The 26,783-nt window shown below is 73.0% G+C and carries 25 protein-coding genes; 10 read left to right on the top strand and 15 right to left on the bottom strand.

Annotated features, from left to right (window positions below; all coding sequences use genetic code 11):
• The first annotated feature begins 27 nt into the window (after positions 1 to 27).
• Entirely contained in the window at positions 28 to 1,002 is a 975-nt protein-coding gene (locus R4Z62_RS20990) for a LysR family transcriptional regulator (protein WP_491520602.1), read from the top strand.
• Positions 1,003 to 1,274: 272 nt separating this feature from the next.
• On the opposite strand, the gene R4Z62_RS20995 is transcribed toward R4Z62_RS20990, so the two are convergent.
• Positions 1,275 to 2,039, bottom strand: coding sequence for an alpha/beta fold hydrolase (locus R4Z62_RS20995; protein ID WP_491520603.1), 765 nt, complete (start codon positions 2,037 to 2,039; stop codon positions 1,275 to 1,277).
• Positions 2,040 to 2,185: 146 nt separating this feature from the next.
• On the opposite strand from R4Z62_RS20995, the gene R4Z62_RS21000 reads away from it, so the two are divergent.
• Together R4Z62_RS21000 and R4Z62_RS21005 are read left to right on the top strand one after the other, a co-directional pair.
• Positions 2,186 to 3,349, top strand: coding sequence for an adenosine deaminase (locus R4Z62_RS21000; RefSeq protein WP_491520604.1), 1,164 nt, complete (start codon positions 2,186 to 2,188; stop codon positions 3,347 to 3,349).
• Positions 3,350 to 3,487: 138 nt separating this feature from the next.
• Complete coding sequence (locus tag R4Z62_RS21005; RefSeq protein ID WP_382850024.1) at positions 3,488 to 3,841, top strand: ATP-binding protein; 354 nt, start codon at positions 3,488 to 3,490, stop codon at positions 3,839 to 3,841.
• A gap of 165 nt (positions 3,842 to 4,006) precedes the next feature.
• Here R4Z62_RS21005 and R4Z62_RS21010 read toward each other — a convergent pair whose 3' ends face one another.
• From R4Z62_RS21010 to afsQ1, 5 genes are all read right to left on the bottom strand, one after another.
• Positions 4,007 to 4,210, bottom strand: a complete 204-nt coding sequence (locus tag R4Z62_RS21010; RefSeq protein ID WP_064534896.1) for a PspC domain-containing protein — start codon at positions 4,208 to 4,210, stop codon at positions 4,007 to 4,009.
• A gap of 90 nt (positions 4,211 to 4,300) precedes the next feature.
• A complete protein-coding gene (locus R4Z62_RS21015) occupies positions 4,301 to 4,852 on the bottom strand; it encodes a VanZ family protein (protein WP_491520605.1) in 552 nt (183 codons plus the stop codon).
• A gap of 181 nt (positions 4,853 to 5,033) precedes the next feature.
• Positions 5,034 to 5,621 (bottom strand): hypothetical protein, encoded by a 588-nt coding sequence (locus R4Z62_RS21020; RefSeq protein WP_491521906.1) that lies wholly within the window; start codon positions 5,619 to 5,621, stop codon positions 5,034 to 5,036.
• A 125-nt stretch (positions 5,622 to 5,746) separates the two neighbouring features.
• Positions 5,747 to 7,420, bottom strand: a complete 1,674-nt coding sequence (locus R4Z62_RS21025) for an ATP-binding protein (RefSeq protein WP_491520606.1) — start codon at positions 7,418 to 7,420, stop codon at positions 5,747 to 5,749.
• Positions 7,417 to 8,094 carry a two-component system response regulator AfsQ1 gene (afsQ1, locus tag R4Z62_RS21030; protein ID WP_158679181.1) on the bottom strand — a complete coding sequence of 226 codons (678 nt, stop codon included), beginning with the start codon at positions 8,092 to 8,094 and terminating at the stop codon, positions 7,417 to 7,419. The genes R4Z62_RS21025 and afsQ1 overlap by 4 nt, the downstream gene beginning before the upstream one ends.
• A gap of 193 nt (positions 8,095 to 8,287) precedes the next feature.
• Between afsQ1 and R4Z62_RS21035 the strand changes: the two genes are divergently transcribed.
• Complete coding sequence (locus tag R4Z62_RS21035; protein ID WP_064534901.1) at positions 8,288 to 9,025, top strand: SigE family RNA polymerase sigma factor; 738 nt, start codon at positions 8,288 to 8,290, stop codon at positions 9,023 to 9,025.
• Between the two features lie 223 nt (positions 9,026 to 9,248).
• Here R4Z62_RS21035 and R4Z62_RS21040 read toward each other — a convergent pair whose 3' ends face one another.
• Complete coding sequence (locus tag R4Z62_RS21040; RefSeq protein WP_381736612.1) at positions 9,249 to 9,884, bottom strand: uridine kinase family protein; 636 nt, start codon at positions 9,882 to 9,884, stop codon at positions 9,249 to 9,251.
• Between the two features lie 157 nt (positions 9,885 to 10,041).
• Here R4Z62_RS21040 and R4Z62_RS21045 point away from each other — a divergent pair, with 157 nt between their 5' ends.
• Positions 10,042 to 12,012: a zinc ribbon domain-containing protein gene (locus R4Z62_RS21045; protein WP_491520607.1), complete on the top strand. Its 1,971-nt coding sequence runs from the start codon at positions 10,042 to 10,044 to the stop codon at positions 12,010 to 12,012.
• 141 nt (positions 12,013 to 12,153) lie between these two features.
• Complete coding sequence (locus tag R4Z62_RS21050; protein ID WP_037887919.1) at positions 12,154 to 12,552, top strand: hypothetical protein; 399 nt, start codon at positions 12,154 to 12,156, stop codon at positions 12,550 to 12,552.
• A gap of 111 nt (positions 12,553 to 12,663) precedes the next feature.
• On the opposite strand, the gene R4Z62_RS21055 is transcribed toward R4Z62_RS21050, so the two are convergent.
• From R4Z62_RS21055 to deoC, 3 genes are read right to left on the bottom strand one after another with little or no spacing between them, the layout of a single operon-like run.
• Complete coding sequence (locus R4Z62_RS21055) at positions 12,664 to 13,590, bottom strand: aldehyde dehydrogenase family protein (RefSeq protein ID WP_491520608.1); 927 nt, start codon at positions 13,588 to 13,590, stop codon at positions 12,664 to 12,666.
• Complete coding sequence (locus R4Z62_RS21060; RefSeq protein ID WP_491520609.1) at positions 13,583 to 15,019, bottom strand: aldehyde dehydrogenase family protein; 1,437 nt, start codon at positions 15,017 to 15,019, stop codon at positions 13,583 to 13,585. Before R4Z62_RS21060 ends, R4Z62_RS21055 begins: the two co-directional genes overlap by 8 nt.
• A gap of 5 nt (positions 15,020 to 15,024) precedes the next feature.
• Positions 15,025 to 15,984 carry a deoxyribose-phosphate aldolase gene (gene deoC / locus R4Z62_RS21065; protein ID WP_491520610.1) on the bottom strand — a complete coding sequence of 320 codons (960 nt, stop codon included), beginning with the start codon at positions 15,982 to 15,984 and terminating at the stop codon, positions 15,025 to 15,027.
• Positions 15,985 to 16,242: 258 nt separating this feature from the next.
• On the opposite strand from deoC, the gene R4Z62_RS21070 reads away from it, so the two are divergent.
• Positions 16,243 to 16,971 carry a PH domain-containing protein gene (locus tag R4Z62_RS21070; RefSeq protein ID WP_064534906.1) on the top strand — a complete coding sequence of 243 codons (729 nt, stop codon included), beginning with the start codon at positions 16,243 to 16,245 and terminating at the stop codon, positions 16,969 to 16,971.
• A 136-nt stretch (positions 16,972 to 17,107) separates the two neighbouring features.
• On the opposite strand, the gene R4Z62_RS21075 is transcribed toward R4Z62_RS21070, so the two are convergent.
• The 3 genes from R4Z62_RS21075 to R4Z62_RS21085 all read right to left on the bottom strand — a co-directional run bounded on the left by R4Z62_RS21075 (position 17,108) and on the right by R4Z62_RS21085 (position 20,604).
• Complete coding sequence (locus R4Z62_RS21075) at positions 17,108 to 18,745, bottom strand: phospho-sugar mutase (RefSeq protein ID WP_491520611.1); 1,638 nt, start codon at positions 18,743 to 18,745, stop codon at positions 17,108 to 17,110.
• Between the two features lie 483 nt (positions 18,746 to 19,228).
• Positions 19,229 to 20,053, bottom strand: coding sequence for a purine-nucleoside phosphorylase (locus tag R4Z62_RS21080; RefSeq protein ID WP_491520612.1), 825 nt, complete (start codon positions 20,051 to 20,053; stop codon positions 19,229 to 19,231).
• Positions 20,054 to 20,166: 113 nt separating this feature from the next.
• Entirely contained in the window at positions 20,167 to 20,604 is a 438-nt protein-coding gene (locus R4Z62_RS21085) for a gamma-glutamylcyclotransferase family protein (RefSeq protein WP_491520613.1), read from the bottom strand.
• 105 nt (positions 20,605 to 20,709) lie between these two features.
• On the opposite strand from R4Z62_RS21085, the gene R4Z62_RS21090 reads away from it, so the two are divergent.
• Both R4Z62_RS21090 and R4Z62_RS21095 read left to right on the top strand, forming a co-directional pair.
• On the top strand, positions 20,710 to 22,158 hold the full coding sequence (locus tag R4Z62_RS21090) for an NAD(P)H-quinone dehydrogenase (RefSeq protein ID WP_491520614.1): 1,449 nt from the start codon (positions 20,710 to 20,712) through the stop codon (positions 22,156 to 22,158).
• Between the two features lie 147 nt (positions 22,159 to 22,305).
• Positions 22,306 to 23,277 carry a DeoR/GlpR family DNA-binding transcription regulator gene (locus tag R4Z62_RS21095; protein WP_078509672.1) on the top strand — a complete coding sequence of 324 codons (972 nt, stop codon included), beginning with the start codon at positions 22,306 to 22,308 and terminating at the stop codon, positions 23,275 to 23,277.
• A 199-nt stretch (positions 23,278 to 23,476) separates the two neighbouring features.
• Here R4Z62_RS21095 and R4Z62_RS21100 read toward each other — a convergent pair whose 3' ends face one another.
• Complete coding sequence (locus R4Z62_RS21100) at positions 23,477 to 25,249, bottom strand: acetyl/propionyl/methylcrotonyl-CoA carboxylase subunit alpha (RefSeq protein WP_491520615.1); 1,773 nt, start codon at positions 25,247 to 25,249, stop codon at positions 23,477 to 23,479.
• Positions 25,250 to 25,614: 365 nt separating this feature from the next.
• Between R4Z62_RS21100 and R4Z62_RS21105 the strand changes: the two genes are divergently transcribed.
• Positions 25,615 to 26,070: a hypothetical protein gene (locus R4Z62_RS21105; protein ID WP_064534912.1), complete on the top strand. Its 456-nt coding sequence runs from the start codon at positions 25,615 to 25,617 to the stop codon at positions 26,068 to 26,070.
• Between the two features lie 16 nt (positions 26,071 to 26,086).
• Here the strand turns inward: R4Z62_RS21105 and R4Z62_RS21110 are convergent, their stop codons facing one another.
• A complete protein-coding gene (locus tag R4Z62_RS21110) occupies positions 26,087 to 26,704 on the bottom strand; it encodes a Maf family protein (protein WP_385496803.1) in 618 nt (205 codons plus the stop codon).
• Between the last annotated feature and the right edge of the window lie 79 nt (positions 26,705 to 26,783).

A 26,783-nucleotide genomic window follows, 5' to 3' on the forward strand; every position in this document is an offset into this window, starting at 1 on the left:
ATGCACGGACTCGCCATAATCGTTCCCATGGTGCATCAGCAGAGGTCACAGGGGCGTCTGTCACCGTCCGGTGCCACAGAAGTCATGACAGAGCGGACCAGCGAGGAGATCACGCGGCTGCTCGCGCCCCGGCTCGCCCACTTCGCCGGGGTCGCCCGCACCGAACACGTCACCCGCGCCGCGCAGGAGATGCGGGTCCCGCAGTCCACGCTGTCGCGGGCCATGGTCCGGCTGGAACAGGACCTCGGCGTCGACCTGTTCGCCCGGCGCGGCCGCACCGTCTCCCTCACCCCCGCCGGACGCACCTTCCTCGGCTCCGTGGAACGCGCCCTCGCCGAGATCACCCGTGCCGCCGACGAAGTGCGCGCCGACGCCGACCCGGCCACCGGCAAGGTCGCCTTCGGCTTTCTGCACACCATGGGCGCCGAGACCGTGCCCGGCCTCCTCCAGGCCTTCCGCGCCGACCACCCCCGGGTCCGCTTCAGCCTGGTCCAGAACTACGGCGAGGCCATGCTGGAGCGGCTGCGCGCCGGTGAGCTGGACCTCTGCCTCACCTCTCCGGTGCCCGAGGCCCCCGACCTGGTCGCCCGCCGCCTCGACGAGCAGAAGCTGCGCCTGGTCGTCCCGGCCGGGCACCGGCTCGCCGCCCGGCGCCGGATCCGGCTGGCCGAGGCCGCCGAGGAGACCTTCGTGACCCTGGAGCCGGGCTACGGCATGCGCCGGATCGCCGACGCGCTGTGCCGGGAGGCCGGGTTCACCCCGCGCATCGCCTTCGAGGGGGAGGAGACGGAGACCCTGCGGGGCCTGGTCGCCGCCGGGCTCGGCGTCGCCCTGCTGCCCCCGCCCGCCGTCCCCAGGCCCGGCGTGGCCGAGCTGACGGTCACCGCTCCGCGCGCGGTCCGCGAGATCGGCGTGGCCTGGCTGGAGGGCCATCCGGACACCCCGCCGGTGGCCGCGTTCAAGAAGTTCCTGCTCTCCCGGCGCGGCAGACTGCTGCCGTGACGGGGGACGGCCCGGTGCGGCCCGACACAAGGGCCGGACCAAGCCCGGCCACACGGGCCGGACGAGCACGACCGGCCGCCCCCGCCCGCCCCCGAACCCCGACGGCGCACCGCAACCGGGACCCCGGGGGCCGGCTCCCCGGGGTGGACCGCCCTCCGGACCGCCGGAACCGGCCGTCCGTGCGGGGCCTCCGCGACCGGCGACCTGGGCGGGGGCGCCGCGCCCGGTCGCCGGACCGGCCCCCGCGCCCGGCCGGGCGGCGGCGCGACGGTCTACCGCCGCCGCAGCGTCGTGCCGAACCCCGCTGCCAGCGGCATCCGCAGCCCCAGCGGCGGCGGCGCGGCCAGCGCGTCCTGGACCGGCCGGGAGAAACCCCGGTCGAACAGCGCGCCCAGCACGAAGTCGGCGGTGAGCGCGGCGACTTCGCTGCGGTACTGGCGTAACCCGTGCCGGTCGGAGTGGACCTCGAAACGGCACACGTCCCGGTTCGCCTTCTTCGCGCGCTCCGCGAAGCGGAAGGACAGCTCGGGATCGGTGCGTTCGTCGTTGGTGCCGTGCACGATCAGCACCTGGCGCCCGGCCAGCTGCCGGACCGGTTCGGGCGAGGCGGCGACGTCGTCCTCGGGCAGCCAAGGGGCCAGGGCCACCACGGAGTTGACCGCCTCGTGACCGGCCGAGCGCAGCGCCGCCCGGCCGCCCATGTCGAGCCCGGCCAGGCACACCGGCACGTCGCCGTAGCGCCGTACGGTCTCCTCGACGGCCCAGGTGGCGTCCTGCGCGAGATGCGCCTCGCTGCCGTTCCAGCCGCTGTAGCGGTAGTGGACCACATGCGCGGCCAGCCCCTCGGCGCGGCCCGCGCGGGCCAGCCCGCGCCCCAGGGGCCGTACCGAGGCGGCGGCCAGCACCGCGGAGGGTCTGCGCGCGGACGTCTCCCGGCCGGCCGGGAGCAGCAGCACCACCGCGCTCACCGTGGCCGGCTCCGGGCCGAGCGTCCTTCCCAGCCGGGCCGTGCGAACCGGCGTCGCTTGCTGTGCCATGGCAGAACAGTGTCAGAAGGCTCCGTGTACGCGACCCGTCCGTGCGGTCACCGTTACGTATCGGCGGGTTGTGCGGAGGCGCGCGGCGGCCGGGGACGCGGCGCGCGCACGGCGCTTTCTACGCGCGTAGGGCATAGAGTGCGAAAATGACGAGCCAGCCTGCCCGCCCGGGGAACGCGCCGGGCCGTGACCAGATCCGCCGGGCGCCCAAGGTGCTGCTGCACGACCACCTCGACGGCGGGCTGCGGCCCGCGACCGTCGTCGAGCTGGCCCGCGCCACCGGCTACGACCGCCTCCCCACCACCGATCCGGAGAAACTCGGCCTGTGGTTCCGCGAGGCCGCCGACTCCGGGTCGCTGGAACGGTATCTGGAGACCTTCTCCCACACGGTCGGCGTGATGCAGACCCGCGACGCGCTGGTGCGCGTGGCCCGCGAGTGCGCCGAGGACCTCGCCGCCGACGGTGTCGTCTACGCCGAGGTGCGTTACGCCCCCGAGCAGCACCTGGAGGGCGGCCTGGGCCTCGAGGAGGTCGTCGAGGCGGTCAACGAGGGCTTCCGGGAAGGGGAGCGGGCCGCGCTCGCCGCCGGGCGGCGGGTCAGGATCGGCGCGCTGCTCACGGCGATGCGGCACGCGGCGCGCTCGCTGGAGATCGCCGAACTCGCCGACCGGTACCGGGACGCGGGGGTCGTCGGCTTCGACATCGCGGGCGCCGAGGCCGGTCATCCGCCCACCCGGCACCTGGACGCCTTCGAGTTCCTCAAGCGGGCCAACAACCACTTCACCATCCACGCCGGCGAAGCCTTCGGGCTGCCGTCCATCTGGCAGGCGCTCCAGTGGTGCGGCGCCGACCGGCTCGGGCACGGGGTGCGGATCATCGACGACATCGAGGTCCGCGCGGACGGCACGGTCGTGCTCGGCCGGCTGGCCGCGTACGTCCGCGACAAGCGCATCCCGCTGGAGCTGTGCCCCAGCTCCAACCTCCAGACCGGCGCCGCCGCCTCCTACGCGGAGCATCCGATCGGCCTGCTGCGGCGGCTGCACTTCCGCGCCACCGTCAACACCGACAACCGCCTGATGTCCCACACCACCCTGAGCCGCGAATTCGAGCACCTTGCCGACGCGTTCGGCTACACGCTCGACGACATGCAGTGGTTCTCCGTCAATGCGATGAAATCAGCGTTCATTCCTTTCGATGAACGTCTGGCCATGATCAACGATGTGATCAAGCCCGGATATGCGGCGCTGAAATCCGAATGGCTGTTCCGGCAGACCGCCTCCACCAGCGGTTATTCCGCCACGGAAGGATGATGACGCGATATCCGGGGTGACGGCGGGGAGAGGTGTTTTCACCATCCGTCCGCAATTCGATGTTTGCGGTACGGCACTCGCCGTGTTTACGGTCGAGAACCGCTCAGTCCCCCGTCTTCCAGTCAAGGACGCGTTTACATGAAGCAGTCTGCCGTCAAGACCCTCGGTGTCGCCGCCCTCGGTGCCGCGTTCGCCGCGGCGGGCGCCGGCGCCGCGAACGCCGCCCCGGCCGCCCCGGACGCCGGCCAGGCGCTGGGCACCGTCAGCAAGGCGCTCCCCACCGAGAACGTCACCAAGGTGCTGCCGGGGGCCGGTCAGGCGCTCGACCAGGCCAAGCCGACCGTCGCGACGGGCCTCGCCGCCGCCCAGCCGGTGGCCCAGAGCATGCTCGAACACGGCCCGACCGCCCCGGTCGCCGGTCTGCTCGGCGGCCTCCCGGTCAAGGGCCTGCCCACGCACGGCCTCCCGGTCAACGGCCTCCCGCTGGGCTGACCCGGCTCACCCGGCCGACTCGGTCGCCCCGGTTGCTCCCCCGCCGGTCCGGCCGCACGTCGGTCCGGCCGCACGTCGGTCCGGCCGTACGCCGGATCGGCCAGTACGCCGCCGGGGCGCACCCCCTGCTTCAGGGTGCGCCCCGGCGGCGTACGGCCGCGTCGGCTACCACGCGGTACGGCCCGCCCTGCCCTCGGCGGGCAGCAGGATCCACAGCGCGAGGTAGAGCACGCACTGCGGTCCGGGCAGCAGGCAGGACAGCAGGAAGATCACTCGCATCGTCGTCGCGGAGGTGCCGAAGCGCCGGGCCAGCGCGGCACACACTCCGCCGATCACACGGCCGTGGGTGGGACGGGCAAGGGCGCTCATCTCGATGCCTCCGTGGGCTGTCGGTGCGGGCCCCGGCGGGACCCCTTCATGACCTCCACGCTACGGAGACGAAGGGGATGAAGCGTCGCTCTACGGGGCGATCCCGACCCTGGGAATCGTCGGGGTCCGACCCTGAGCCGTCTCCTCCGCGGGTACGGTCCGCCGCAGCGGCCGAACGGTCCTGCGACGCAGCTGGGCACGGACCGCCGGGACGACCGCCCCGTACACGAGGGCCACCCCCGCGGTGTTCAGCAGCATCGTGTCCACGTCCACCACCCGGCCGGGCACCCCCGACTGCAACAGTGCGATCCCCACGGACACCAGCGCGCCCGCCGCGGTCGTCCGCAGCCCGGACGGCAGCGGACGGGAGTCGATCCGGCCGTGCGCCATCGGCAGCAGCACCCCCAGCGGTGCCAGCAGCACCAGCCCCTCGCCGATCCGCCGGACCGCCTGGGCGCCCCCGAGGGCGAGATCGGCGCGGATGGTGGTGAGCGGGCGCAGATTCGCCGGCATCACCCAGGGGACGTCCAGCGGGCGCAGCATCAGCCAGGCGACGAGCGCGAGATGGGCGGCAAGGAGGACACTCCCTGCCACACGGACGCGGAACGCGGCACTGCCGCAGGCGGACCCTTCAAGCTGCACGCCCCCCAAGACGCGGCGCTCCCCACGATCGGTTCCGCCCCCGGCCCCTACCCCGGTGAGTCCCGCGCCACACCCGGACCCGTCCGGCGCGTACGGCGCGTACGGCGGCGGGCGAGGCCGCAACGCGTACGGCCCGGCGCGTACGGAACCGTCCCGCCCCTGCCCCCCGGCCGTACGGCTCTCAGGAGCCCGTGACCTCCGAGGACGGGGGCTTCGTCGTGCCGGGGCGGGAGCGCAGCTCGTCGGTGCACGCGTAGCGGCTCAGGCGGTCGTCGCCGGGACCGCCGAGGACCACCGAGCCGTCGCCCTCGGCCGCCGCCGAGTCGGAGAGCGTGCAGACGATCTGGGCGAGCGCGTACGGATCGAGGCCGCCCGGCGCGGTGCTCAGCCGCAGACTGTCCTCGGGGTCCTTGGGACGCGGCCCGGAGACGGTCAGACCTGCCGGGACGTGCGTGGTGTACCCGGCGGCCTGCTCGGCGGCCGAGGGCGGCGCCGCGAGCTGGCCCAGCAGCCCGCGGGCCACGCTCAGCCGCCGCTGCGCGTCCGCCGCGCCCTCCGGCACCGGCACCGAGCGGTCCACCGTCACCAGCGAGGCGCCGCAGAGCAGGAACGCCTGCACCGGCACCCCGCGCGAGGTCTGCGTCACCACGTCCGGCTGGGACAGCGAGCACGGCACCCGCGACGGCGCGCCGCCGAAGTCCGTGGGCACCCCGGTCGGCCGGATCCCGCAGCCGGCCAGCAGCAGGGCCAGCGCGGACAGCGCCAGCAGCGCCCCGCGCGGCCGGCGGCTCCGCCGGCCACGATCGTTCCAGTCGTTCCAGTCGTTCCGGTCGTTCCGGTCGTTCCGGTCGCTTCGGTGTGCGGACGCCCAGCGCCCTCGGGTCCCGCGCGCCCTCACCGGGCACCCCCCTTCGCGTTGCCCGCCGCGCCCGCGCCGTGCCGTCCGTCGCCCTCCGCGCCGTCCCCGGTGAGCGCGGAGGCGTCGCGCGGCAGCCGCAGCGTGAACACCGCACCGCCGTCGGGCGAGTTGGCCGCGGTGATGTCGCCGCCGTGGATGTGCGCGTTGTTCAGCGCGATGGACAGACCGAGACCGCTGCCCTCCGAACGCGGCCGGGACGCGCTGGCCTTGTAGAACCGGTCGAAGACATGCGGCAGTACGTCCTCCGGGATGCCCGGCCCGTGGTCGCGCACCTGGATGACGATCTGCGCGCCCTGTTCCGCCGTGGCGCCCGGCGCGGCGCCCGGCTCCCGCTCCCCGGCGGACTCCGGCGCCCCGGACGGCTCCCCGCCGTCCGACACCCGCACCGACACCCGTACCGGCGAGCCGCCGTGCTTGAGCGCGTTGCCGATCAGATTGGCGAGGATGACGTCCAGCCGCCGCGGGTCGAGCTGCGCGTGGATGCCGCGCTCGGCGTCCAGCTCCACCGCGTCCAGCCAGGCCCGCGCGTCGATGCACGCGGTGATCTGGTCGGCGATGTCGACGTCGTCCAGGACCAGCCGGGCCGTGCCCGCGTCGAAGCGGGTCACCTCCATCAGGTTCTCGACCAGGTCGTTCAGCCGCCGGGTCTCGCTCACCACCAGCCGGACCGCCGGTTCGATCATCGGGTCGATACCGCCGCCCTCGAACTCCAGCTCCTCCTCCAGCACCTCCGTCACGGCGGTGATGGCGGTCAGCGGCGTCCGCAGCTCATGGCTCATGTCCGCGACGAAACGCCGCGACGCCTCGTCCCGGGCGGCCATGTCCGCGACGCGCTTCTCCAGCGCGGCCGCCGCGTTGTTGAACGTACGGGACAGATCGGCGAGTTCGTCCGTGCCGGACACCCGCAGCCGGGTGTCGAGCCGGCCCTCGCCCAGCCGCCGCGCGGCCACCCCGAGCCGGTGCACCGGCTTCAGCACGGTCGTCGCCGCGGCCTGCGCCAGCAGCGCCGCGCCGACCAGCGCCAGCGCGGTGGCGATCCCCAGCGACCAGGCCAGCGAGTTGAGGTCCTTCGCCTCCGGCTCCAGCGACTTGAGCATGTAGCCGGTCGGACCGCCCCCGATCACCTTCGTACCGGCCACCAGATACGGCGTGCCGTGCACCGTGATGCGCTGCCAGTACAGGTGGTAGGGGGACTTGTTGGAGGAGGAGAGCGACTGCGCCTTGTCCACCGCCGTGCGCAGCGAGACGGGCACGTCCTCCAGCGAGAAGCCGCTCAGCCCGCCCGAACTGGCGTACACCGTGCGCCCGTCCGTGTCCTGGCCCACCAGCAGCACACTGAACCGCTGGCTGCTGCCCGCCATCTGACCGGCGGTGTGCTGCAACCGGTCCTGGGTGGTGTGCACCGGCAGCGTGCCCGCGCGGTTCTGCATCTCCTGCCGGAAGTCCCGCAGCACCGCGTCCTGCGCGCGCGTCAGCACCGCCTCGCGGTTGAGCCAGTACGCGATCCCCGACGCCGACACCGCCGCCGTCAGCGCCACCAGCGCGAACACCACGACCAGCCGCAGCCGCAGGCTCGTGAAGCGCCACCGCGACAGCACACCCTTGCGTCCCGCGGCCCAGCCGCCGGACCCCCCTTGCTCCTTCGTCACTGAGGCGCGTCCAGGCGGTAGCCGACGCCACGCACGGTCCGGATCAGCGTCGGCGAGGACGGCACGTCCTCCACCTTGGCCCGCAGCCGCTGCACACAGGCGTCCACCAGCCGCGAGTCGCCCAGATAGTCGTGCTCCCACACCAGCCGCAGCAACTGCTGCCGCGACAGCGCCTGACCGGGCCGCCGGCTCAGCTCCAGCAGCAGCCGCAGCTCGGTCGGGGTCAGCTGGAGGTCCTCGCCGTTCTTCGTCACCGTCATCGCGGCCCGGTCGATGACCAGGCTGCCGAAGGCCGCCGCGTCGTTCGCCTCCCGCTCGCCGCGCCGCAGCACCGCCCGGATCCGGGCGTCGAGCACCCGCCCCTGCACGGGTTTGACGACGTAGTCGTCGGCACCGGACTCCAGGCCGACCACCACATCGATGTCATCGCTGCGCGCCGTGAGCAGGATGATCGGCAACTGGTCGGTGCGCCGGATGCGCCGGCACACCTCGAACCCGTCGATGCCGGGCAGCATCACGTCCAGCACGATCAGGTCCGGCCGCTGCTCGCGCAACAGCTTCAGACCGTCCTCACCACTGGCAGCGGTGGCCACCCGGTGACCCTGGCGCGTCAGTGAGAGCTCCAGGGCCGTCCGGATGGCGTCGTCGTCCTCGATCAGCAACAGGGAAGGCACGGGCCTCATTCTGGCCCATGCGGGCCCGGGGTTTCGACACCCGTACGGCTTCGCTCCCCTCCGCGACCGGCCCGGACCCCTGTGACAGGTCTGTGACAGTCGGCGGACACGGCCATGAAGTGCCCCCGGCAGGCTTTTCGACACAGCACGAGAGCGATCCGAACACCAGAGGTCCACCGACGGGAGGCGCGAGATGAACACGCTGCACAGCACCAGCACCAGCGCAGTGGTCACGCGTCTGCACGACGTGACCCGCGGATCGGAGAAGTCCGGTGCCCAGAGCCTGCGGGGGTGTGCTCGCGGCACCGGGCGTCAGCACGCCGCCTATATGACGGTCGTGGACGCACCCACGGGGGAAACACACGGGGGAAGCGCGTACGGGGAGGGCTCGGGGGAGCGCCGCACCCTGTCGGAGGTGGAGTTCACCGCCTACGTCCAGGAGCGCCGCGCCTCCCTGTACGCCACCGCCTACCACCTCACCGGCGACCGCTACGAAGCCGAGGACCTGCTCCAGAGCGCGCTGTTCTCGACCTACCGGGCGTGGGACCGGATCAGTGACAAGGCGGCGGTCGGCGGATACCTGCGCCGCACCATGACCAACCTGCACATCAGCGCCTGGCGGCGCCGCAAGCTCAACGAGTACCCGACCGAGGAACTGCCGGAGACGCCCGGCGACACGGACGCGATGCGCGGCACCGAACTGCGCGCCGTCCTGTGGCAGGCGCTCGCCCGGCTGCCCGAACTCCAGCGCACGATGCTGGTCCTGCGCTACTACGAGGGCCGCACCGATCCGGAGATCGCGGACATCCTCGGCATCAGCGTCGGCACGGTGAAGTCCAGCATCTGGCGCTCGCTGCGCCGGCTGCGCGAGGACGAGGTCCTCAGCTTCGGCCGTGACCACGAGGAGTCCTTCGGCGAACTGGTCGCCTGAGCCGGTCAACCGGAGGTCTGGGGGAGGAACGGGGGAAGCACGGGGGACGGGGAAGCAGGGGAAAGAAAGAAAAGGGATAGGGGATACGGGGGAACAGGGGAAGCAGGGAACACGGGGGAAACGAGCGGGGCTGGAGGGCCGGGGGGTCCTTCCGGCCCCGCTTTCCGTTTCCGTGTGCGCGCCCGGGGTGCGGCCGTGCGGGGCGCGGCGCCGCGGGGTGCGGCTACGCCGCCGTACGCGTCCGCACCCGCCGGCCCGCCGCGGCGGCCGCGAGCCGGCTCAGGGCCTCGTCCCGGCCGCAGGCGTGGGCACCCAGGGAGACCTGGCGGGCGACGATCGCCCGCTCGGTCCGCAGCAGCCGCCAGCCCCGGCGCAGCAGGAACGGCACCGACTTGCGCCCCTCCTTCAGATCCCGCAGGAAACGCCGCCGGAAGGTGGTCACCGGCCCCCGGGCCAGACAGAGCGCGTCGGCCAGCACGCCCCGCTCGCGGCAGCGCTCCACGATCTCCGCGGCGAAGATCCCCTCCGCGACGAACAGCGGCGTCCGCCCGATGTGCAGCGTCTCCTCGCCGGTCCGCGAACTGGACGCGAGGTCGTACACCGGCACCCCGGTGCTGCCCGTCGCGCACAGCCGCACGATCGCCTCCACGGCGACCTCCGCGTCCCACGAGCCGGGATGGTCCCAGTCGATGTCCGAACTCCCCGCCACCAGCGGCAGCGTGGGGTCGTCCCCCTCCTTGTAGAAGTCGTCGAGACGCAGCACAGGCAGCCCGGAACGGGCGGCGACCAGGGACTTGCCCGAACCGGAGGGGCCGCAGAGCAGCACGACGCGGGCGGGTGACGGGGGATGAAGACTCACGTGTTTCCTTCGGGGTCCGTAGTGGTGGGTCGCGTCCGATGTCCTGCGTAGCGCCTGGCCCTGGTGCCGCACGCCGGTTCGCTGATCGAATGCGTGACCTTTTCGCGAGCGGGTCGTTGACCGGATGAGCGTGTCATCGGGTGGGGCGGGGGTGGTCATGGGGCGGGCATCGCGGCCCGGCGAGGGGCGGGTGGCCCGCACGGCCTGTGCCCGGGGCCGGTTGCGCACGGGTTCCGTGGAGAAGACGGGCGAGACGCTGTCGGCCGCAGTGCTGGCCCAAAGGGTGGGCTGGGCCGCGGATCTCGTCTCCGCCATGGCCTCCTCGCTGCTGGTCACGCACTGGAACGCCACTGATGTGGGCCGACTGGCCGCAGGGGTGGACGTCGACGGCCGGGCCCTGCCGTCGCACGCGTGGACGGCTCTGAGACGTCTGGGCTGGACCGTGGCGCCGCCCGCAGGCGTGACCGTCAACGACCGGATCGTGCGCATGGCCCAGGAGCAGGCCGGGCGCACCCTGCGGGCAGCGGCATGGCGGGCCGGGGTCACCGCCGGTGTGCTTGCCACATGGCCCCGGAATCCGGACGGGCGTACACGGGACGAGTGGGAGGCCGTTCGGGCGGCCGTTCCCGGTGGCAGTCATCTGCCCTCCACCGTCATCACCGCGCGCACTCGGCAGGCTGCCGCCTTCACGCGTCTGCACGGCCGCCCGCCCGCTGACGTGTTCGAGCTGGAGTCCGCGCCGTGCGCCACCGCGATGCTGGTGCTGTCCGCGTGCGACAGACAGCAGGCCGCACTCGTGCGCGAGGAGGATCCCCGCCGCGTCCAGCTCCGCCTGCAGTTGCCCGTACGGCCCGATCCGTGTTCCTACGCCGACTGGGCCTGGGTGTCCTGCCCGCTCCTGCTGCCCGAGACGGTCCCGACGTCCGCCGTACTGCATCTGCCCACGCTGCGCGTCCGGCAGGGCCGGGTGCAGGTCGAGTTGGCCTTCACTCATGCCGTGCCCGCGGCGGCACGGACCGGACACACAGTCGCACTGGGAGTGGACTGGGGTCTCCATACGCTCCTCAGCGCGGGTGCTGTCCGCCTCGGTGACGACGGACGCATCACCGCTCTCGGAGCGGGAGCGATGTTCCGTGCGGCGGGCGTTCTGGCGAAACAGCACCGCTTGCGCCGCCAGAACGAACAACTGCGGACCAAGACCGACCACTACCGGCGGCTGACCGGTGACGACCCGGATCATCCCCTGGCCGCCCGGTACCGGCTCCTCACGGCTGAACTCGGACGTGTCCGCGCTCGCCGTTCGCACCTGAACGGCGCCCTCGCGCGCGCCGCCGCACGCTGGACCGTCGACCAGGCCGTCGCCATCGGCGCCACGGTCATCTATGTCGAAGACCTGCGATCGCTGGAGGCCAGAGGCATGGGACGCACGGTCAACACCCGGCTCTCCCACCTGGTGCGCGGGCGAATCGTCGCCCGGATGCGACATCTCGCCGCCGAAGCGGGAATCGCGGTCGTGACCGTGCCCGCCCGTGACACCTCCAGGCGCTGCCCCTGCTGCCTGACCCCGCTGCGGCACAGCAAGGCGCCGGACCGGCCGACCGCGCCGGGCTGGAAATGGGCGATCTGCCCCGGTCCCGGCTGCGGTTGGCAGGGCGACCGTGACGCCGGAGCGTGCAGACGCATCGCAGCACGTGGCGTGACGCATCAGGCGAAGACGGTGACGAACCGGAGCGACGGCGCCCTGGCCGTCCGCGCCGTGGCGGACAGGCTCGAACGCCGGGCCGTGGTCGTCACCACCCCAGACAGCCGGGACCGTACCAAGACAGGACCGACCCGGCCCGGTTCCACACGCTCCGCGCCCAGGCGACGCGGGGCACCCTCCTCCACCGGCTCCCCGGGGCAGGTGGACCAGCGTCCGGAGGGACACGCTCACACGGACCGGAGACGGCTGCCTCGCGCGGCGGACCGGCACCAGGGCGCGATCACGATCAGCACGGCCCCCGCACGGCGGCACCGGCCACGAGGGGCGGTTCTGGGCGCTGGATTTCACCTCCACGCCCACGCCACTCCTCCGCTATGGGCGGACCCCTCGCCGGACATGACGTCCAGGGGGAGAACACATGGCTGATCAGAGACGCTCACGGAACACCAGTTTGACGCATGGTTGCCCGGGTGCCGAGAGCGCGGGTCGGCTTTGGTGCGTGGGATGGGTCTCAACTACCCTGTGCGTTGTTCTCGTTACTCTGTGCAGCAGAAGGTGGCATCAGAAATGGCCCGACACGCGTCCGCTTCCCGTTCCGCCGTCCGGCGTGTACTGACCGCCGTGACGACCATCGGTGTCGCTCTGGGGGCGGGTGTGGTGTCCGCCGAGGCGGCGAGCCTGCCGGTCGTGGGCGGTGACTACGAGACGGGGTCGCTCGGCAAGGTCGACCCGCAGGCGGGGGTCCAGGCGCTGGCCGGGACGGTCGGGTACATCACCGGGCCGGTGGCCGGGCTCAAGCCCAACCCGCTGGCGGGGACCGGCGTCGACCCGCTGGACAACGGCGTCGGTACCCAGCTCGCCGACTTCAAGCCGCTGACCTCGCAGATGCTCACCGGTCCGGTGGCGCAGGCGCCGTCGGTCGGGAGCGTGCCGGTGGTCGGGCAGGTGCTCGGCGCGGTGCGCTGACCCGGTCGCGCCGACCCGGTCGCGCGCGGAGAGCCGCGGCTCCCCCGGACGGAGGGGAGGCGCGGCTCTCGGCTTCGGCCGGGGCGGTCGTGCCGCCTCCGGGCGGGTGTGTCAGTACGACGAGCCCGAGGCGCCCAGGGAGCCCGTGGGGTGCCAGACCGTCTTCGTCTCCAGGAAGGCCGTCAGGCGTTCGGTGCCCGGGGTGGCCGTCCAGTCGGTGTCGTCCACAGGCTGTGGACGCAGTACGCGCTTGAGGTTGTCCGCCGCGGCGATCTCCAGTTCCTTCGCCAGCGCCTCGTCGGCGCCCGCGAGGTCGATCGCGTTGACGTCCTGGTGGGCGGCGAGGGGCGCCGCGATCTCCGCCGTGCGGCCGGACAGGACGTTGACCACGCCGCCGGGCACGTCCGAGGTGGCCAGCACCTCGGCCAGGGAGAGCGCGGGCAGCGGGGACCGCTCGCTCGCGATCACCACCGCCGTGTTGCCGGTCGCGATCACCGGGGCCAGCACCGAGACCAGGCCCAGGAAGGACGACTCCTGCGGGGCGAGGACGGCCACCACGCCGGTCGGCTCCGGGGAGGACAGGTTGAAGAACGGGCCCGCCACCGGGTTGGCGCCGCCGGTCACCTGGGCGATCTTGTCGGTCCAGCCGGCGTACCAGACCCAGCGGTCGACGGTGGCGTCCACGATCGCCGCCGCCTTCGACTTCGACAGGCCCTCCGCGTCGGCCACCTCGCGCACGAACTGCTCGCGGCGGCCCTCCAGCATCTCGGCGACCCGGTACAGGACCTGGCCGCGGTTGTACGCCGTCGCGCCCGACCAGCCGCCGAACGCCTTGCGCGCGGCCACCACCGCGTCGCGGGCGTCCTTGCGGGATGCCTGCGGCGCGTTCGCCAGCCAGTTGCCCTTGCCCGCCGCGCCGGCGGCTGATGTGCGCGTCGTCACCTCGTACACCCGGCCGCTCTCCGAACGCGGGAACTTCCCGCCGACGTACAGCTTGTAGGTCTTGAAGACAGACAGTCGGTCAGATCGGTCAGACATCGAGGTACGCCTCCAGGCCGTGGCGACCGCCCTCGCGGCCGAAGCCCGACTCCTTGTACCCGCCGAAGGGCGAGGTCGGGTCGAACTTGTTGAACGTGTTGGACCAGATCACGCCCGCGCGGAGCTTGCTCGCCACCGCCAGGATGCGGGAGCCCTTCTCCGTCCAGATGCCCGCCGACAGGCCGTACTGCGTGTTGTTCGCCTTGGCGACCGCCTCGTCCGGGGTGCGGAAGGTCAGCACGGACAGCACCGGGCCGAAGATCTCGTCGCGGGCGATGGTGTGCGCCTGGGTCACGCCGGTGAACAGCGTCGGGGCGAACCAGTAGCCGGAGCCGGGCAGTTCGCAGGCCGGGGACCAGCGCTCGGCGCCCTCCGCCTCGCCCCGGTCGGCCAGCGCGGTGATCCGGGCCAGCTGCTCGGCGGAGTTGATCGCGCCGATGTCGGTGTTCTTGTCCAGCGGGTCGCCCAGGCGCAGGGTGCTCAGGCGGCGCTTGAGGGCGTCCAGCACCTCGTCGTGCACCGACTCCTGCACGAGCAGGCGCGAGCCCGCGCAGCAGACCTGGCCCTGGTTGAAGAAGATGCCGGTGACGATGCCCTCGACGGCCTGGTCGAGCGGGGCGTCGTCGAAGACGATGTTGGCGCCCTTGCCGCCCAGTTCCAGGGTGAGCTTCTTGCCCGTGCCCGTGACCGTGCGCGCGATCTCCTTGCCGACGGCCGTGGAGCCGGTGAACGCCACCTTGTTCACGTCCGGGTGCGCGACGAGCGCGGCGCCCGCGTCGCCGTAGCCCGGCAGGATGTTGACGACGCCCCTGGGCAGGCCCGCCTGGCGGCAGATGTCCGCGAAGAACAGGGCGGACAGGGGGGTGGTCTCGGCGGGCTTCAGGACGACGGTGTTGCCCGTCGCCAGCGCCGGGGCGATCTTCCACGCCAGCATCAGCAGCGGGAAGTTCCACGGGATGACCTGGCCGGCCACGCCCAGCGGGCGCGGGGCGGCGCCGAAGCCGGCGTGGTCGAGCTTGTCGGCCCAGCCCGCGTAGTAGAAGAAGTGCGCCGCGACCAGCGGGAGGTCCGCGTCACGGGTCTCCCGGATCGGCTTGCCGTTGTCCAGGGTCTCCAGGACGGCCAGCTCGCGGCTGCGCTCCTGGATGATCCGGGCGATGCGGAACAGGTACTTGGCGCGCTCGGCGCCCGGCAGCGCCGACCACTTCTCGAACGCCTTGCGGGCGGCCTTCACCGCGCGGTCGACGTCCGCCGCACCGGCCTGGGCGACCTCGGAGAGGACCTCCTCGGTCGACGGGCTGACCGTCTTGAAGACCTTGCCGTCGGCCGCGTCGGTGAACTCGCCGTCCACGAACAGGCCGTAGGAGGGGGCGATGTCGACGACCGAGCGGGACTCGGGCGCGGGTGCGTACTCGAATGCGGAAGCCATGGGGATCAGTCCACCGTCACGTAGTCGGGGCCGGAGTAGCGGCCGGTGGCCAGCTTCTGGCGCTGCATCAGCAGGTCGTTCAGCAGCGAGGAGGCGCCGAAGCGGAACCAGTGGTTGTCCAGCCAGTCCGCGCCCGCGGTCTCGTTGACCAGGACGAGGAACTTGATCGCGTCCTTGCTGGTGCGGATGCCGCCGGCCGGCTTCACACCGACCTGCACGCCGGTCTGCGCCCGGAAGTCGCGGACGGCCTCCAGCATGAGCAGGGTGTTGGCCGGGGTCGCGTTGACGGCGACCTTGCCGGTGGAGGTCTTGATGAAGTCCGCGCCGGCGAGCATGCCGAGCCAGCTCGCGCGCCGGATGTTGTCGTACGTCGACAGCTCGCCGGTCTCGAAGATGACCTTCAGCCGGGCGGCGGTCCCGCACGCCTCCTTCACCGCGGTGATCTCGTCGAACACCTTCAGGTACCGGCCGGCGAGGAACGCCCCGCGGTCGATGACCATGTCGATCTCGTCGGCACCCGCGGCGACGGCCTCGCGCACGTCGGCCAGCTTCACGTCCAGGGCGGCGCGGCCGGCCGGGAAGGCGGTGGCGACCGAGGCGACCTTGACGGGCGAGCCGGCGACGGCCTCCTTGGCGGCGGCCACCATGTCGGGGTAGACGCAGACCGCGGCGGTGGCGGGCGTGGTGCGGTCCGTGGGGTCGGGACGGACCGCCTTGGCGCCGAGCGCCCGGACCTTGCCCGGGGTGTCCGCGCCTTCCAGCGTCGTCAGGTCGACCATCGAGATGGCGAGGTCGATGGCGTACGCCTTCGCGGTGGTCTTGATGGAACGGGTGCCGAGCGAGGCGGCGCGCGCCTCCAGGCCGACCGCGTCGACGCCGGGCAGCCCGTGCAGGAAGCGGCGCAGGGAGCTGTCGGACGCCGTGACGTCGGAGAGCGGCTGCGCGGAGGGTGCAGTGGTGGGCATGGTCACCAGAGGAGCATATCTACGCGCGTAGCGGCTGTACAGCCCTGGGGGCGGGCCGCGGGAGGGGGGGAGGAAGGGGGCTTGCGGGGTGGGCCGGTGGGCGGGTGGTGCTTGCGCGGTCGGGGCGGGGCCGGTGGGTGAGTGGTGCTTGCGCGGTCGGGGTGGGACGGGGCCGGCTGGTGGGTGGGTGGTGCTTGTGGGGTGGTCGCGGTGGGTGGTGGTGCGGGGGGAAAACGTGGGTCGGGCAGAATCGGGGGCATGACGACGCCCGAGCACGAGCCCTCCGCGCCGCAGCCGCCGGCCCCCGAGTTCCCGGACCGGGTCCGCCGGTCGTCCGGCGCCATCGCGGGCGGTGTCCTGCTGCTCGCCATCATCCTGTGGCTGGGCTTCGACGCGATGTTCACCGGCAGCGGGCGCGTTCCGTGGCTGGCGCTGGCCGGGATGATCCTCGCCGTGCCGCTCGTGACCGCCTTCACCTTCCGGCCCGCCGTGTACGTCAACGACGACCGGCTGCGCATCCGCAATCCCTTCCGGGTGATCGTGCTCCCCTGGAGCCAGGTCGCCGGTCTGCGCTCCGGCTACTCCAACGAGGTCGTCACCGTGGCCGGGAAGCGGTACCAGCTGTGGGCCGTGCCCGTGTCGCTGCGGGCGCGCAAGCGTGCCGCCCGGCAGGAGGCGCGGGCCGCCGCCGCGGGGGAGCCCGGGGCCGAGAGGCGCAGCGGTCTCTTCGGCCGGAGCGGCGCCGGTGTCGGCGGGCTCGGCGGCATCGCCGGTGGTGGTGCGGGGCGCGGCGGCGCGTCCGGTGCGCCCGGCGCGCCCATCCGTGCGGAGGGCGACCAGTTCATGAACGACCTGCGCGAACTCCAGGAGAACCGGGCGCACGCCGAGGGCGCCCAGGGCGAGGTGACCGTCCGGTGGGCCTACGAGATCGCGGGGCCCGCGGTCGCCGGTGCGGTGGTGCTGGCGATCCTGTTCGCGGTGGGGTGAGGGCGGGGGTCCTGCGGGTGCGTACGGGGTCTGTGCTGTGTACGCGGTCTGTGCTGTGTGCAGGGTCTGTGCTGCGTACGTACCGGGCCTGTGTACGAGGCGCCCCCCGGATCCGTTCCGGGGGGCGCCTCGTGTGTCAGATGCCCGCCGCCTCCGACAGGTCGCGCTTGACCGCCGCCAGCAGGTCCGCCGCCTTCGCGCGGGCCGCCGTGAGGTGCGTGCGGTCCGGTACCGGGACCACCACTTCCAGGTAGCACTTCAGCTTCGGCTCCGTACCGGACGGGCGGACGATCACCCGGGCGCCGTCGAGCGTGTAGCGCAGGCCGTCCGTCGGGGGCAGCGTCTCCGTGCCCTGCGTCAGGTCCTCGGCGCGGGTCACGGGCAGGCCGGCCAGGGCGGTCGGGGGCTGCTCGCGCAGGCGGCGCATCGCGTCGGCGATGAGGGAGAGGTCCTCGACGCGGACCGAGAGCTGGTCGGTGGCGTGCAGGCCGTGCTCGACGGCCAGGTCGTCCAGCAGGTCGAGCAGCGTACGGCCCTGCTCCTTGAGCTGTGAGGCCAGTTCGGTGATCAGCAGGGCCGCGGTGATGCCGTCCTTGTCGCGGACGCCGTCCGGGTCGACGCAGTAGCCGAGGGCCTCCTCGTAGCCGTAGCGCAGGCTCTCGACGCGGGCGATCCACTTGAAGCCGGTGAGGGTCTCCTCGTACGGCTGGCCCGCCTTCCGCGCGATCCGGCCGAGGAGGGAGGAGGAGACGATCGACTCGGCGAACGTGCCGTGCGCGCCGCGTGCCACCAGGTGGGCGGCGAGCAGCGCGCCGACCTCGTCGCCGCGGAGCATGCGCCAGTCGTTGCCGTCCTTGACGGCGGCGGCGCAGCGGTCCGCGTCCGGGTCGTTGGCGATGATCAGGTCGGGGCCGGGTTCGGTGGTGCGGGCCGTGGCGAAGGCCAGGTCCATCGCGCCGGGCTCTTCCGGGTTGGGGAAGGCGACGGTCGGGAAGTCCGGGTCCGGGTCGGCCTGCTCGGTGACCAGGACGGGCTCCGGGAAGCCGGCGCGGGCGAACGCGGCGAGCAGGGTCTCCTTGCCGACGCCGTGCATCGCGGTGTAGACCGTGCGGGCCGTGCGGGGGGACCCTGGGGCGAGGACCGCGTCCGTACGGGCCAGGTAGGCGTCCAGGACGTCGTCGCCGAGCGTGTCCCAGCCGGAGTCCGGGCGGGGGACCGCGCTGAGGGTGGTGGTCGCGTCGATCTCCGCCGCGATCTCCGCGTCGGCGGGCGGGACGATCTGGGAGCCGTCGCCCAGGTACACCTTGTAGCCGTTGTCGCGGGGCGGGTTGTGGCTGGCGGTGACCTCCACGCCGGCGACCGCGCCCAGGTGCCGGATGGCGAAGGCGAGGACCGGGGTGGGCAGGGGGCGGGGGAGCACGGCCGCGCGCAGGCCGGCGCCGGTCATGACGGCGGCGGTGTCGCGGGCGAAGTCCGCCGACTTGTGGCGGGCGTCGTAGCCGATCACCACGAGGCCGTCGGTGTGGCCCTGCTTCTTCAGGTACGCGGCGAGGCCGGCGGCGGCGCGGATGACGACCGAGCGGTTCATGCGCTGGGGGCCGGCGCCGAGTTCGCCGCGCAGGCCGGCGGTGCCGAACTGGAGGGTGCCGCTGAACCGGGCGGTCAGTTCCGCGTGGTCCCCGGCGTCGAGCAGCGCGGCGAGTTCGTCACGGGTGTCCGGGTCGGGGTCCTCGGCCAGCCATGCCTTGGCCCGTGCGATGAGGTCGTCGTGCACGTCGGGTCAGCCTCTCGTGGTCGGTGCGGTCGGTGCGGTCGGTGCGGTCGGTGCGGTCGGTGCGGTCCGTGCTGTGCTGTGCTTGCGGGCCGCGCGTGCGGTCGGTGGCCTGTGCCTGCGGCGGCCCGGTGCGGTTCGTGGTGCGGGGTTCCGGTCCGTGGTGCGCTTCCGGGCCGTGTGCGGTGGGTGCCTGCGGCGGCCCGTCGCGGTGTGTGGGGGTGCGCCTCGCGCCTTCCGGGGCGGGGTGGGGCGGGGCCGCGCCGGGGGGTGTCCGTCCTCGGAACGGCGCGGAATCGGTCGGTTGCCGGGTGGGCCTCGTGGACGCGCCAACCGCTGCGGGCGGACACCCCCCGTCACGTCCCCTTCCCGCCGTACGCGGGTGCGGGCCCCTTCCCGGTGGTACTACGGGTGCTGCCGTGCGCGGGTGCGGGTCGTACGGGGGCGCGGCGTGCGGGACCGCCTGTGCGGCGGTCCCGCCAGAGGCTAGAGGCGCTCCAGGACCTGGGCCAGGAGGGAGCCCATGCGGGTGGCGCTGTCGCGGCCGGCCTGGAGGACCTCCTCGTGGTTGAGGGGTTCGCCGGTCATGCCCGCGGCGAGGTTGGTCACCAGGGAGATGCCGAGCACCTCGGCGCCGGCCTCGCGGGCGGCGATGGCCTCCAGGACGGTGGACATGCCGACCAGGTCCGCGCCGATCACGCGGGCCATGCGGATCTCGGCCGGCGTCTCGTAGTGCGGGCCGGGGAACTGGGCGTAGACGCCCTCCTCCAGGCTGGGGTCGACCTCCTTGCACAGGGTGCGCAGGCGCGGGGAGTAGAGGTCGGTCAGGTCGACGAAGTTCGCGCCGGCGATCGGGGAGGTGGCGGTCAGGTTGATGTGGTCGCTGATCAGGACCGGCTGACCGGGGCGCATCCCCTCGCGCAGGCCGCCGCAGCCGTTGGTCAGGATGATCGTCTTGACCCCGGCCGCCACGGCGGTGCGCACGCCGTGGGCCACGGAGGCCACGCCGTGGCCCTCGTAGTAGTGGGTGCGGCCCAGGAAGACCAGGGCGCGCCTGCTCCCCGTGCTGTACGAGCGGATCCTGCCGCCGTGGCCCTCCACCGCCGGGGGCGGGAATCCGGGCAGCTCGGTGACCTGGAACTCGGCGTCGGGGGCGCCCAGGGCGTCGACGGCCGGAGCCCAGCCGGAGCCCATCACGAGGGCGACGTCGTGGGTCTCGGCGCCGGTGAGTTCCCGCAGGCGCGCGGCGGCGGCGTCGGCGGCGGCGTAGGGGTCGCCCTGGATGTCGTCCGGAAGAAGAGATGCGTTCACGCGGACGAGGGTAGCCGTAATTCGCCTACGCGCGTAGATGACGGAGTCGACGGGAACGGGATCGTTGTCTTGTCGTTTCCGACGAGCGGCGGGGCCGTCTTTCGGCAGGGGTTTCAGCAGGGGCGCTTGCGCAGTTCCATCACGTAGTCGTGCGGGGCGCCCGCGGACTCGGCCGCGTCCGCCAGTTCGCCCAGGTAGCGGGCGGAGGGCAGGCCGCCCTCGTAGGCGTTCAGGACGTAGACCCAGGACGGCTCCTCGCCGTCCAGGGTGTGCACCCGCACCCGCATCCTGCGGTAGATGTCCAGGCCGACGCCCTCCCAGCGGTCCAGCGACTCCTCGTCCATCGGCGCGAGGTCGTAGAGCGCGACGAAGACCTGGGCGAGCGGGTCCTCGACCAGGGTCGCCAGGGCGCCCTCCCAGCCCATGTGCTCGCCGCCGAAGGTCAGCCGCCAGCCGTTCAGCCAGCCCGTCGCGCGCAGCGGCGAGTGCGGGGCGCGGCGGGACATCAGCCGCGCGTCGAGATTGCCGGCGTACGCGGCGTAGAGCGACATGGGTCGAAGGGTACGGCAGGGACGCGGGCGGCTCATCCGGCACAGAAGGCGTCTCCTGCCCCGGGCGGTGCCCCCGGGGGTGAGCATCTTGAGGAGTGCGGGACAATGGAGTACGTGACTCGGATCGTGATCATCGGTGGCGGACCCGGCGGATACGAAGCGGCCCTGGTGGGCGCTCAGCTCGGCGCGGAGGTGACCGTCGTCGACTGCGACGGACTGGGCGGGGCGTCGGTGCTGACCGACTGCGTGCCGTCCAAGACCCTCATCGCCACGGCCGAGGTGATGACGACCTTCGACTCCTCGTACGAGGAGCTGGGGATCATCGTCGCCGACGACACCCCGCCGATGGAGCAGGCCGCCCGGGTGGTCGGCGTCGACCTGGGCAAGGTGAACCGCCGGGTGAAGCGGCTGGCGCTCGCCCAGTCGCACGACATCACCGCCTCCGTGACGCGGGCCGGTGCCCGGGTGCTGCGCGGGCGCGGGCGCCTGGAGGGCATGCAGGCCCTGGACGGCTCGCGCAAGGTCGTCGTCACCGCCGCCGACGGGACCGAGGAGACGCTCACCGCGGACGCCGTGCTGATCGCCACCGGCGGTCATCCGCGCGAGCTGGCGGACGCCCAGCCCGACGGCGAGCGCATCCTGAACTGGACCCAGGTCTACGACCTCACCGAGCTGCCCGAGGAACTCATCGTGGTCGGCTCCGGTGTGACCGGCGCCGAGTTCGCCGGTGCCTACCAGGCGCTGGGTTCCCGGGTCACCCTGGTGTCCTCCCGCGACCGGGTGCTGCCGGGCGAGGACCCGGACGCCGCGGCCGTCCTGGAGGACGTCTTCCGGCGCCGCGGCATGAACGTCATGGCGCGCTCGCGCGCCGCCGCGGCCAAGCGGGTCGGGGACCGGGTGGAGGTGACGCTGGCCGACGGGCGCGTCATCACCGGCTCGCACTGCCTGATGGCCGTCGGCGCCGTCCCCAACAGCGCCGGGCTCGGTCTGGAGGAGGCCGGTGTCCGGCTGCGCGACTCCGGGCACATCTGGACCGACAAGGTCTCGCGCACGACGGCTCCGGGCGTCTACGCGGCCGGTGACGTGACCGGCGTCTTCGCGCTGGCCTCCGTGGCCGCGATGCAGGGACGTATCGCCATGTACCACTTCCTCGGCGACGCGGTGGCCCCGCTGAACCTGAAGACGGTCTCCTCCAACGTCTTCACCGACCCCGAGATCGCCACCGTCGGCTACACCCAGGCCGACGTGGACGCCGGGAAGATCGACGCCCGCTGCGTGAAGCTGCCGCTGCTGCGCAACCCGCGCGCCAAGATGCAGGGCATCCGGGACGGCTTCGTCAAGATCTTCTGCCGGCCGGGCACCGGGATCGTGGTCGGCGGTGTGGTCGTGGCGCCGCGCGCCTCCGAGCTGATCCACCCCATCTCGATCGCCGTCGACAACAACCTGACGGTCGAGCAGATCGCGAAGGCCTTCACCGTGTACCCCTCGCTGTCGGGCTCGATCGCCGAGGTGGCCCGGCAGTTGCACGGCCGCAAGGAGACCGGAGGGGCGTAGCCCGGAGGGCGGGGCGGGGCGCGGCTCTTGCGCGTGGCATAGGCCGGAGTAGTGCTTATACCACTCCGTGACCTGCCATGCGAACAATTTCTGTTATCCGGCGCAAACTGCTGAAAGCAGACGGTCGCTGGGGTTACTGTCAGTTTCGTGTTCGCTGCTGAACGTCGCCAATTGATCCTCGAAATGGTGCGAGCGAACGGTGCCGTGTCGCTCCGTGAACTCGCCCGCGTCGTCCAGACCTCCGAAGTGACCGTACGGCGGGACGTGCGGGCGCTGGAGGCGGAAGGACTCCTCGACCGCCGGCACGGCGGTGCCGTACTGCCGGGCGGCTTCACCCGGGAGTCGGGCTTCCCGCAGAAGTCGCACCTCGCGACCGCGGAGAAGACGGCCATCGCCGACCTCGCCGCGGGCCTCGTCGAAGAGGGCGAGGCCATCGTCGTCGGGGCCGGTACGACCACCCAGGAGCTGGCCCGCCGGCTCGCCCGGATCCCGGGGCTGACCGTGGTCACCAACTCGCTGCTCGTCGCCCAGGCGCTGGCCCATGCCAACCGGGTCGAGGTCGTGATGACCGGCGGTACCCTGCGCGGCTCCAACTACGCCCTGGTGGGGTCGGGGGCCGAGCAGTCGCTCCAAGGGCTGCGGGTCTCCCGCGCGTTCCTCTCGGGCAGCGGTCTGACCGCCGAGCGGGGGCTGTCCACCTCCAACATGCTGTCGGCCTCCGTCGACCGCGCCCTCGTCCAGGCCGCCGCCGAGGTCGTCGTCCTCGCCGACCACACCAAGCTGGGCGCGGACACCATGTTCCAGACCGTGCCGACCGAGTTCATCACCCGGCTGGTGACGGACGAGCCCCCGGCCCACGACGACCGCGCGGGCACCGAGCTCCAGGCGCTCGCCGACCAGGGCGTGCAGATCGCGGTGGCCGGTCCGAGCGGTCACCCGGTGGGCGGTGAGCAGGTGCCGGGCCGCGGCGAGCGCCGCAGGGACGTTCCGCTGCCCGCTCCGCGCCGCGGTCAGGTCACGGGCCAGGCCGCCGCCGCGCTGCGCTCGGCGGGGCTGGGGCAGGACCCCTCGGCGGGCGCCGAGCGGGCGGCCCGGGTGGCCGATCTGCGGCGGCGCTGAGCCGGTCCGCGGCGGCGCTGAGCCGGTCCGCGGGGAGTGCGGCGGTCCTGTCCGGTCCGTACGGGGCGGCCGCCGGTCCTCCGTCGCGCTGCTCGGGCGTGGTGCGGGCCGGCGGGGTGTTCGTTCGTGACGACGGGAGGCGTCCGGCGGCCGTTGTCGCGGTCCGCCGGGCGCCTCCCGTGCTACGGGTGCTGCGGGGTCAGTCCTTGATCTCGCAGATCGCGGCGCCCGAGGTGATGGACGCGCCGACCTCGGCGGACAGGCCCTTGACGGTGCCGTCCTTGTGGGCGTTGAGGGGCTGTTCCATCTTCATGGCCTCCAGGACGACGATGAGGTCGCCCTCCTTGACCTCCTGGCCCTCCTCGACCGCGATCTTGACGATCGTGCCCTGCATGGGCGAGGCGAGGGTGTCGCCGGAGGCGACCGGGCCGGACTTGCGGGCGGCGCGGCGCTTGGGCTTGGCGCCGGCGGCCAGGCCGGTGCGGGCCAGGGACATGCCCAGCGAGGAGGGCAGGGAGACCTCCAGGCGCTTGCCGCCGACCTCGACGACCACGGTCTCGCGGCCGGTCTCCTCGTCCGCCTCGCCGTCGGCGGGGGCGGTGAAGGGCTTGATGTCGTTGGTGAACTCGGTCTCGATCCAGCGGGTGTGGACCGTGAACGGGTCGGTGGAGCCGGTCAGTTCCGGGGCGAAGGCCGGGTCGGTGACCACCTTGCGGTGGAAGGGGATGGCGGTGGCCATGCCCTCGACCTGGAACTCCTCCAGGGCGCGGGAGGCGCGCTGGAGGGCCTCGGCGCGGGTGCGGCCGGTGACGATCAGCTTGGCCAGCAGGGAGTCCCAGGCCGGGCCGATCACGCTGCCGGCCTCCACGCCCGCGTCCAGGCGGACGCCGGGGCCGGTGGGGGCGTCGAAGCGGGTGACGGTGCCGGGGGCGGGGAGGAAGCCCCGGCCCGGGTCCTCGCCGTTGATGCGGAACTCGAAGGAGTGGCCGCGCAGCTCCGGGTCGCCGTAGCCGAGTTCCTCGCCGTCGGCGATGCGGAACATCTCGCGGACCAGGTCGACGCCCGCGACCTCCTCGGTGACCGGGTGCTCGACCTGGAGGCGGGTGTTGACCTCCAGGAACGAGGTCGTGCCGTCCTGCCCGACGAGGAACTCGCAGGTGCCCGCGCCCTCGTAGCGGGCCTCCTTGAGGATGGCCTTGGAGGCGCGGTACAGCTCGGCGACCTGGGCGTCGGAGAGGAACGGCGCGGGGGCCTCCTCGACGAGCTTCTGGTGGCGGCGCTGGAGCGAGCAGTCGCGGGTGGAGACCACCACGACGTTGCCGTGCTTGTCGGCCAGGCACTGGGTCTCGACGTGGCGGGGCCGGTCGAGGTAGCGCTCGACGAAGCACTCGCCGCGGCCGAAGGCGGCCACGGCCTCGCGGACCGCCGAGTCGTACAGCTCGGGGACCTCGTCGAGGGTGCGGGCGACCTTGAGGCCGCGTCCGCCGCCGCCGAAGGCGGCCTTGATCGCGATGGGCAGGCCGTGCTCCTTCGCGAAGGCCACGACCTCCTCGGCGCCGGAGACGGGGTCGGGCGTGCCGGCCACCAGGGGCGCTCCGGCGCGCTGGGCGATGTGCCGGGCGGCGACCTTGTCGCCGAGGTCGCGGATGGCCTGCGGCGGCGGGCCGATCCAGATCAGGTCGGCGTCCAGGACGGCCTGGGCGAACTCGGCGTTCTCCGAGAGGAAGCCGTAGCCGGGGTGGACGGCGTCCGCACCCGACTCCTCGGCCGCCTTCAGGACTTTGCCGATGTCCAGATAGCTGGTGGCCGGGGTGTCACCGCCCAGGGCGAACGCCTCGTCAGCGGCGCGGACATGCAGAGCGTCCCGGTCGGGGTCCGCGTAGACGGCCACGCTCGCGATTCCGGCGTCCCGGCAAGCGCGGGCCACACGGACAGCGATTTCGCCACGGTTGGCGATGAGCACCTTGCGCACGATTGAGGCTCCCTCCTTGAAACAAGCCGAGTTTAGGGACTGCCGACACGGCACTTCGACCCGTCCCCAATGGTGAGCTTGCCCACACGGAGCGTGATTCGAGGCTCGCTCGACCCGCGAAAGCCCTTGTCGTACCTCGGTACGCAGGACTCCTCCGGAAAACCCTAGCCCCACGGTGTGGTCAAGGTCTCTGTGAGAGCGTGCTGCGGCCCACTTCGTTTCTTTGTGGAGTCCCTACGAATGGCCCAATGAATCTTTGCCCTCGGCGGAACTCTTGTCCCTTGGTTTACCCGTTAGTAGCGTTCGCGATGTCTGGACGGTACTGGCGGCAACAGGGCTCCGGGTGGAGCGGCGGTCGGAAGTGGGTGGATCCGGTGGTGCGCAGACCGGTGGCATGGGTCGTGGCGGTCGTGCTCCTCGTCGAGGCGCTCGGACTCGTCGCGCTGAACTGGATCCTGGGCGAGGTCGTGCACCGGCAGCGGATGTCCCTGGCCGGCCTGGACCCGGACGTGATGTCGACGTCCTCGAAGGCGGCCGGGCTGGTCTTCGGCCTGTACTTCGTCCTGTGCGCGCTGGCCGCCCTGCTCGTCGCCGTGCGCGACCGCGGTCCGGCCGGGCTCGGGCGCGGCCTGCTGATCAGCGCGGCCGTGGTGCACGGGCTGCTGGCCGCCTTCGTGTGGGGTCCGGTGGGTCCCGCGGCCTTCGTGTTCATGATCGTCGTACTGGCGCTGATCGTGCTGCTCCTGATGACGTACGACCAGGAGGGGCGGGCGGCGGACCCCGCTCCGGCGGACGCCCCGGTGTCCCCCGAGGCGCCCTGAGCCGGATCCGCGGATCTCAGTCCCGCTCCGACCACAACTCGGTGATGCCCACGCCCAGTTCGGCCAGCAGCCGGCGCACCAGGGGCAGGCTGATGCCGATCACGTTGCCGTGGTCGCCGTCGATGCCGTCGATGAACGGGGCCGAGCGGCCGTCCAGCGTGAAGGCGCCCGCGACGTGCAGCGGCTCGCCCGAGGCGACGTAGGCGGCGACCTCCTCGTCGGTCGGCTCGCCGAAGCGGACCACGGTGGAGGCGGTGGCCGCGGCGTGCCGGCCGGTGGCCGTGTCCCAGACGCAGTGGCCGGTCTGGAGGGTGCCGGCCCGGCCGCGCATCGCCTTCCAGCGGGCGACGGCCTCCTCGGCGTCGGCGGGCTTGCCGAGCGCCCGGCCGTCCAGGTCGAGCACCGAGTCGCAGCCGATCACCAGGGCACCGGCGGCCTCCGGCCGGGCCGCCACGACGGACGCCTTCGCCTGGGCCAGGGCGAGCGCCAGTTCGGCGGGCGTGGGCGCGGTGACCGCGTGCTCGTCGACCCCGCTCACGATCACCTCGGGGTCCAGTCCGGCCTGCCGCAGCAGACCGAGCCGGGCGGGGGACTGGGAGGCGAGTACGAGTCGGCGGCGCGGCTGGTCAGTCATGCGGTCAGCGTATCGGCGCGGGCCGCCCGCCCGCTCAGCCCCGCCCGCTCAGCTCGGTCCGCTCAGCTCGGTCCGCTCA

Source organism: Streptomyces sp. PL-25, from assembly GCF_058344915.1.

Coding starts and splice junctions, on each gene's coding strand:
- R4Z62_RS20990 (WP_491520602.1), top strand. CDS start 28: ATGGTGCATCAGCAGAGGTCACAGGGGCGTCTGTCACCGTCCGGTGCC.
- R4Z62_RS20995 (WP_491520603.1), bottom strand. CDS start 2,039: ATGGCACAGCAAGCGACGCCGGTTCGCACGGCCCGGCTGGGAAGGACG.
- R4Z62_RS21000 (WP_491520604.1), top strand. CDS start 2,186: ATGACGAGCCAGCCTGCCCGCCCGGGGAACGCGCCGGGCCGTGACCAG.
- R4Z62_RS21005 (WP_382850024.1), top strand. CDS start 3,488: ATGAAGCAGTCTGCCGTCAAGACCCTCGGTGTCGCCGCCCTCGGTGCC.
- R4Z62_RS21010 (WP_064534896.1), bottom strand. CDS start 4,210: ATGAGCGCCCTTGCCCGTCCCACCCACGGCCGTGTGATCGGCGGAGTG.
- R4Z62_RS21035 (WP_064534901.1), top strand. CDS start 8,288: ATGAACACGCTGCACAGCACCAGCACCAGCGCAGTGGTCACGCGTCTG.
- R4Z62_RS21045 (WP_491520607.1), top strand. CDS start 10,042: ATGGGGCGGGCATCGCGGCCCGGCGAGGGGCGGGTGGCCCGCACGGCC.
- R4Z62_RS21050 (WP_037887919.1), top strand. CDS start 12,154: ATGGCCCGACACGCGTCCGCTTCCCGTTCCGCCGTCCGGCGTGTACTG.
- R4Z62_RS21055 (WP_491520608.1), bottom strand. CDS start 13,590: ATGTCTGACCGATCTGACCGACTGTCTGTCTTCAAGACCTACAAGCTG.
- R4Z62_RS21060 (WP_491520609.1), bottom strand. CDS start 15,019: ATGGCTTCCGCATTCGAGTACGCACCCGCGCCCGAGTCCCGCTCGGTC.
- deoC (WP_491520610.1), bottom strand. CDS start 15,984: ATGCCCACCACTGCACCCTCCGCGCAGCCGCTCTCCGACGTCACGGCG.
- R4Z62_RS21070 (WP_064534906.1), top strand. CDS start 16,243: ATGACGACGCCCGAGCACGAGCCCTCCGCGCCGCAGCCGCCGGCCCCC.
- R4Z62_RS21085 (WP_491520613.1), bottom strand. CDS start 20,604: ATGTCGCTCTACGCCGCGTACGCCGGCAATCTCGACGCGCGGCTGATG.
- R4Z62_RS21090 (WP_491520614.1), top strand. CDS start 20,710: ATGGAGTACGTGACTCGGATCGTGATCATCGGTGGCGGACCCGGCGGA.
- R4Z62_RS21110 (WP_385496803.1), bottom strand. CDS start 26,704: ATGACTGACCAGCCGCGCCGCCGACTCGTACTCGCCTCCCAGTCCCCC.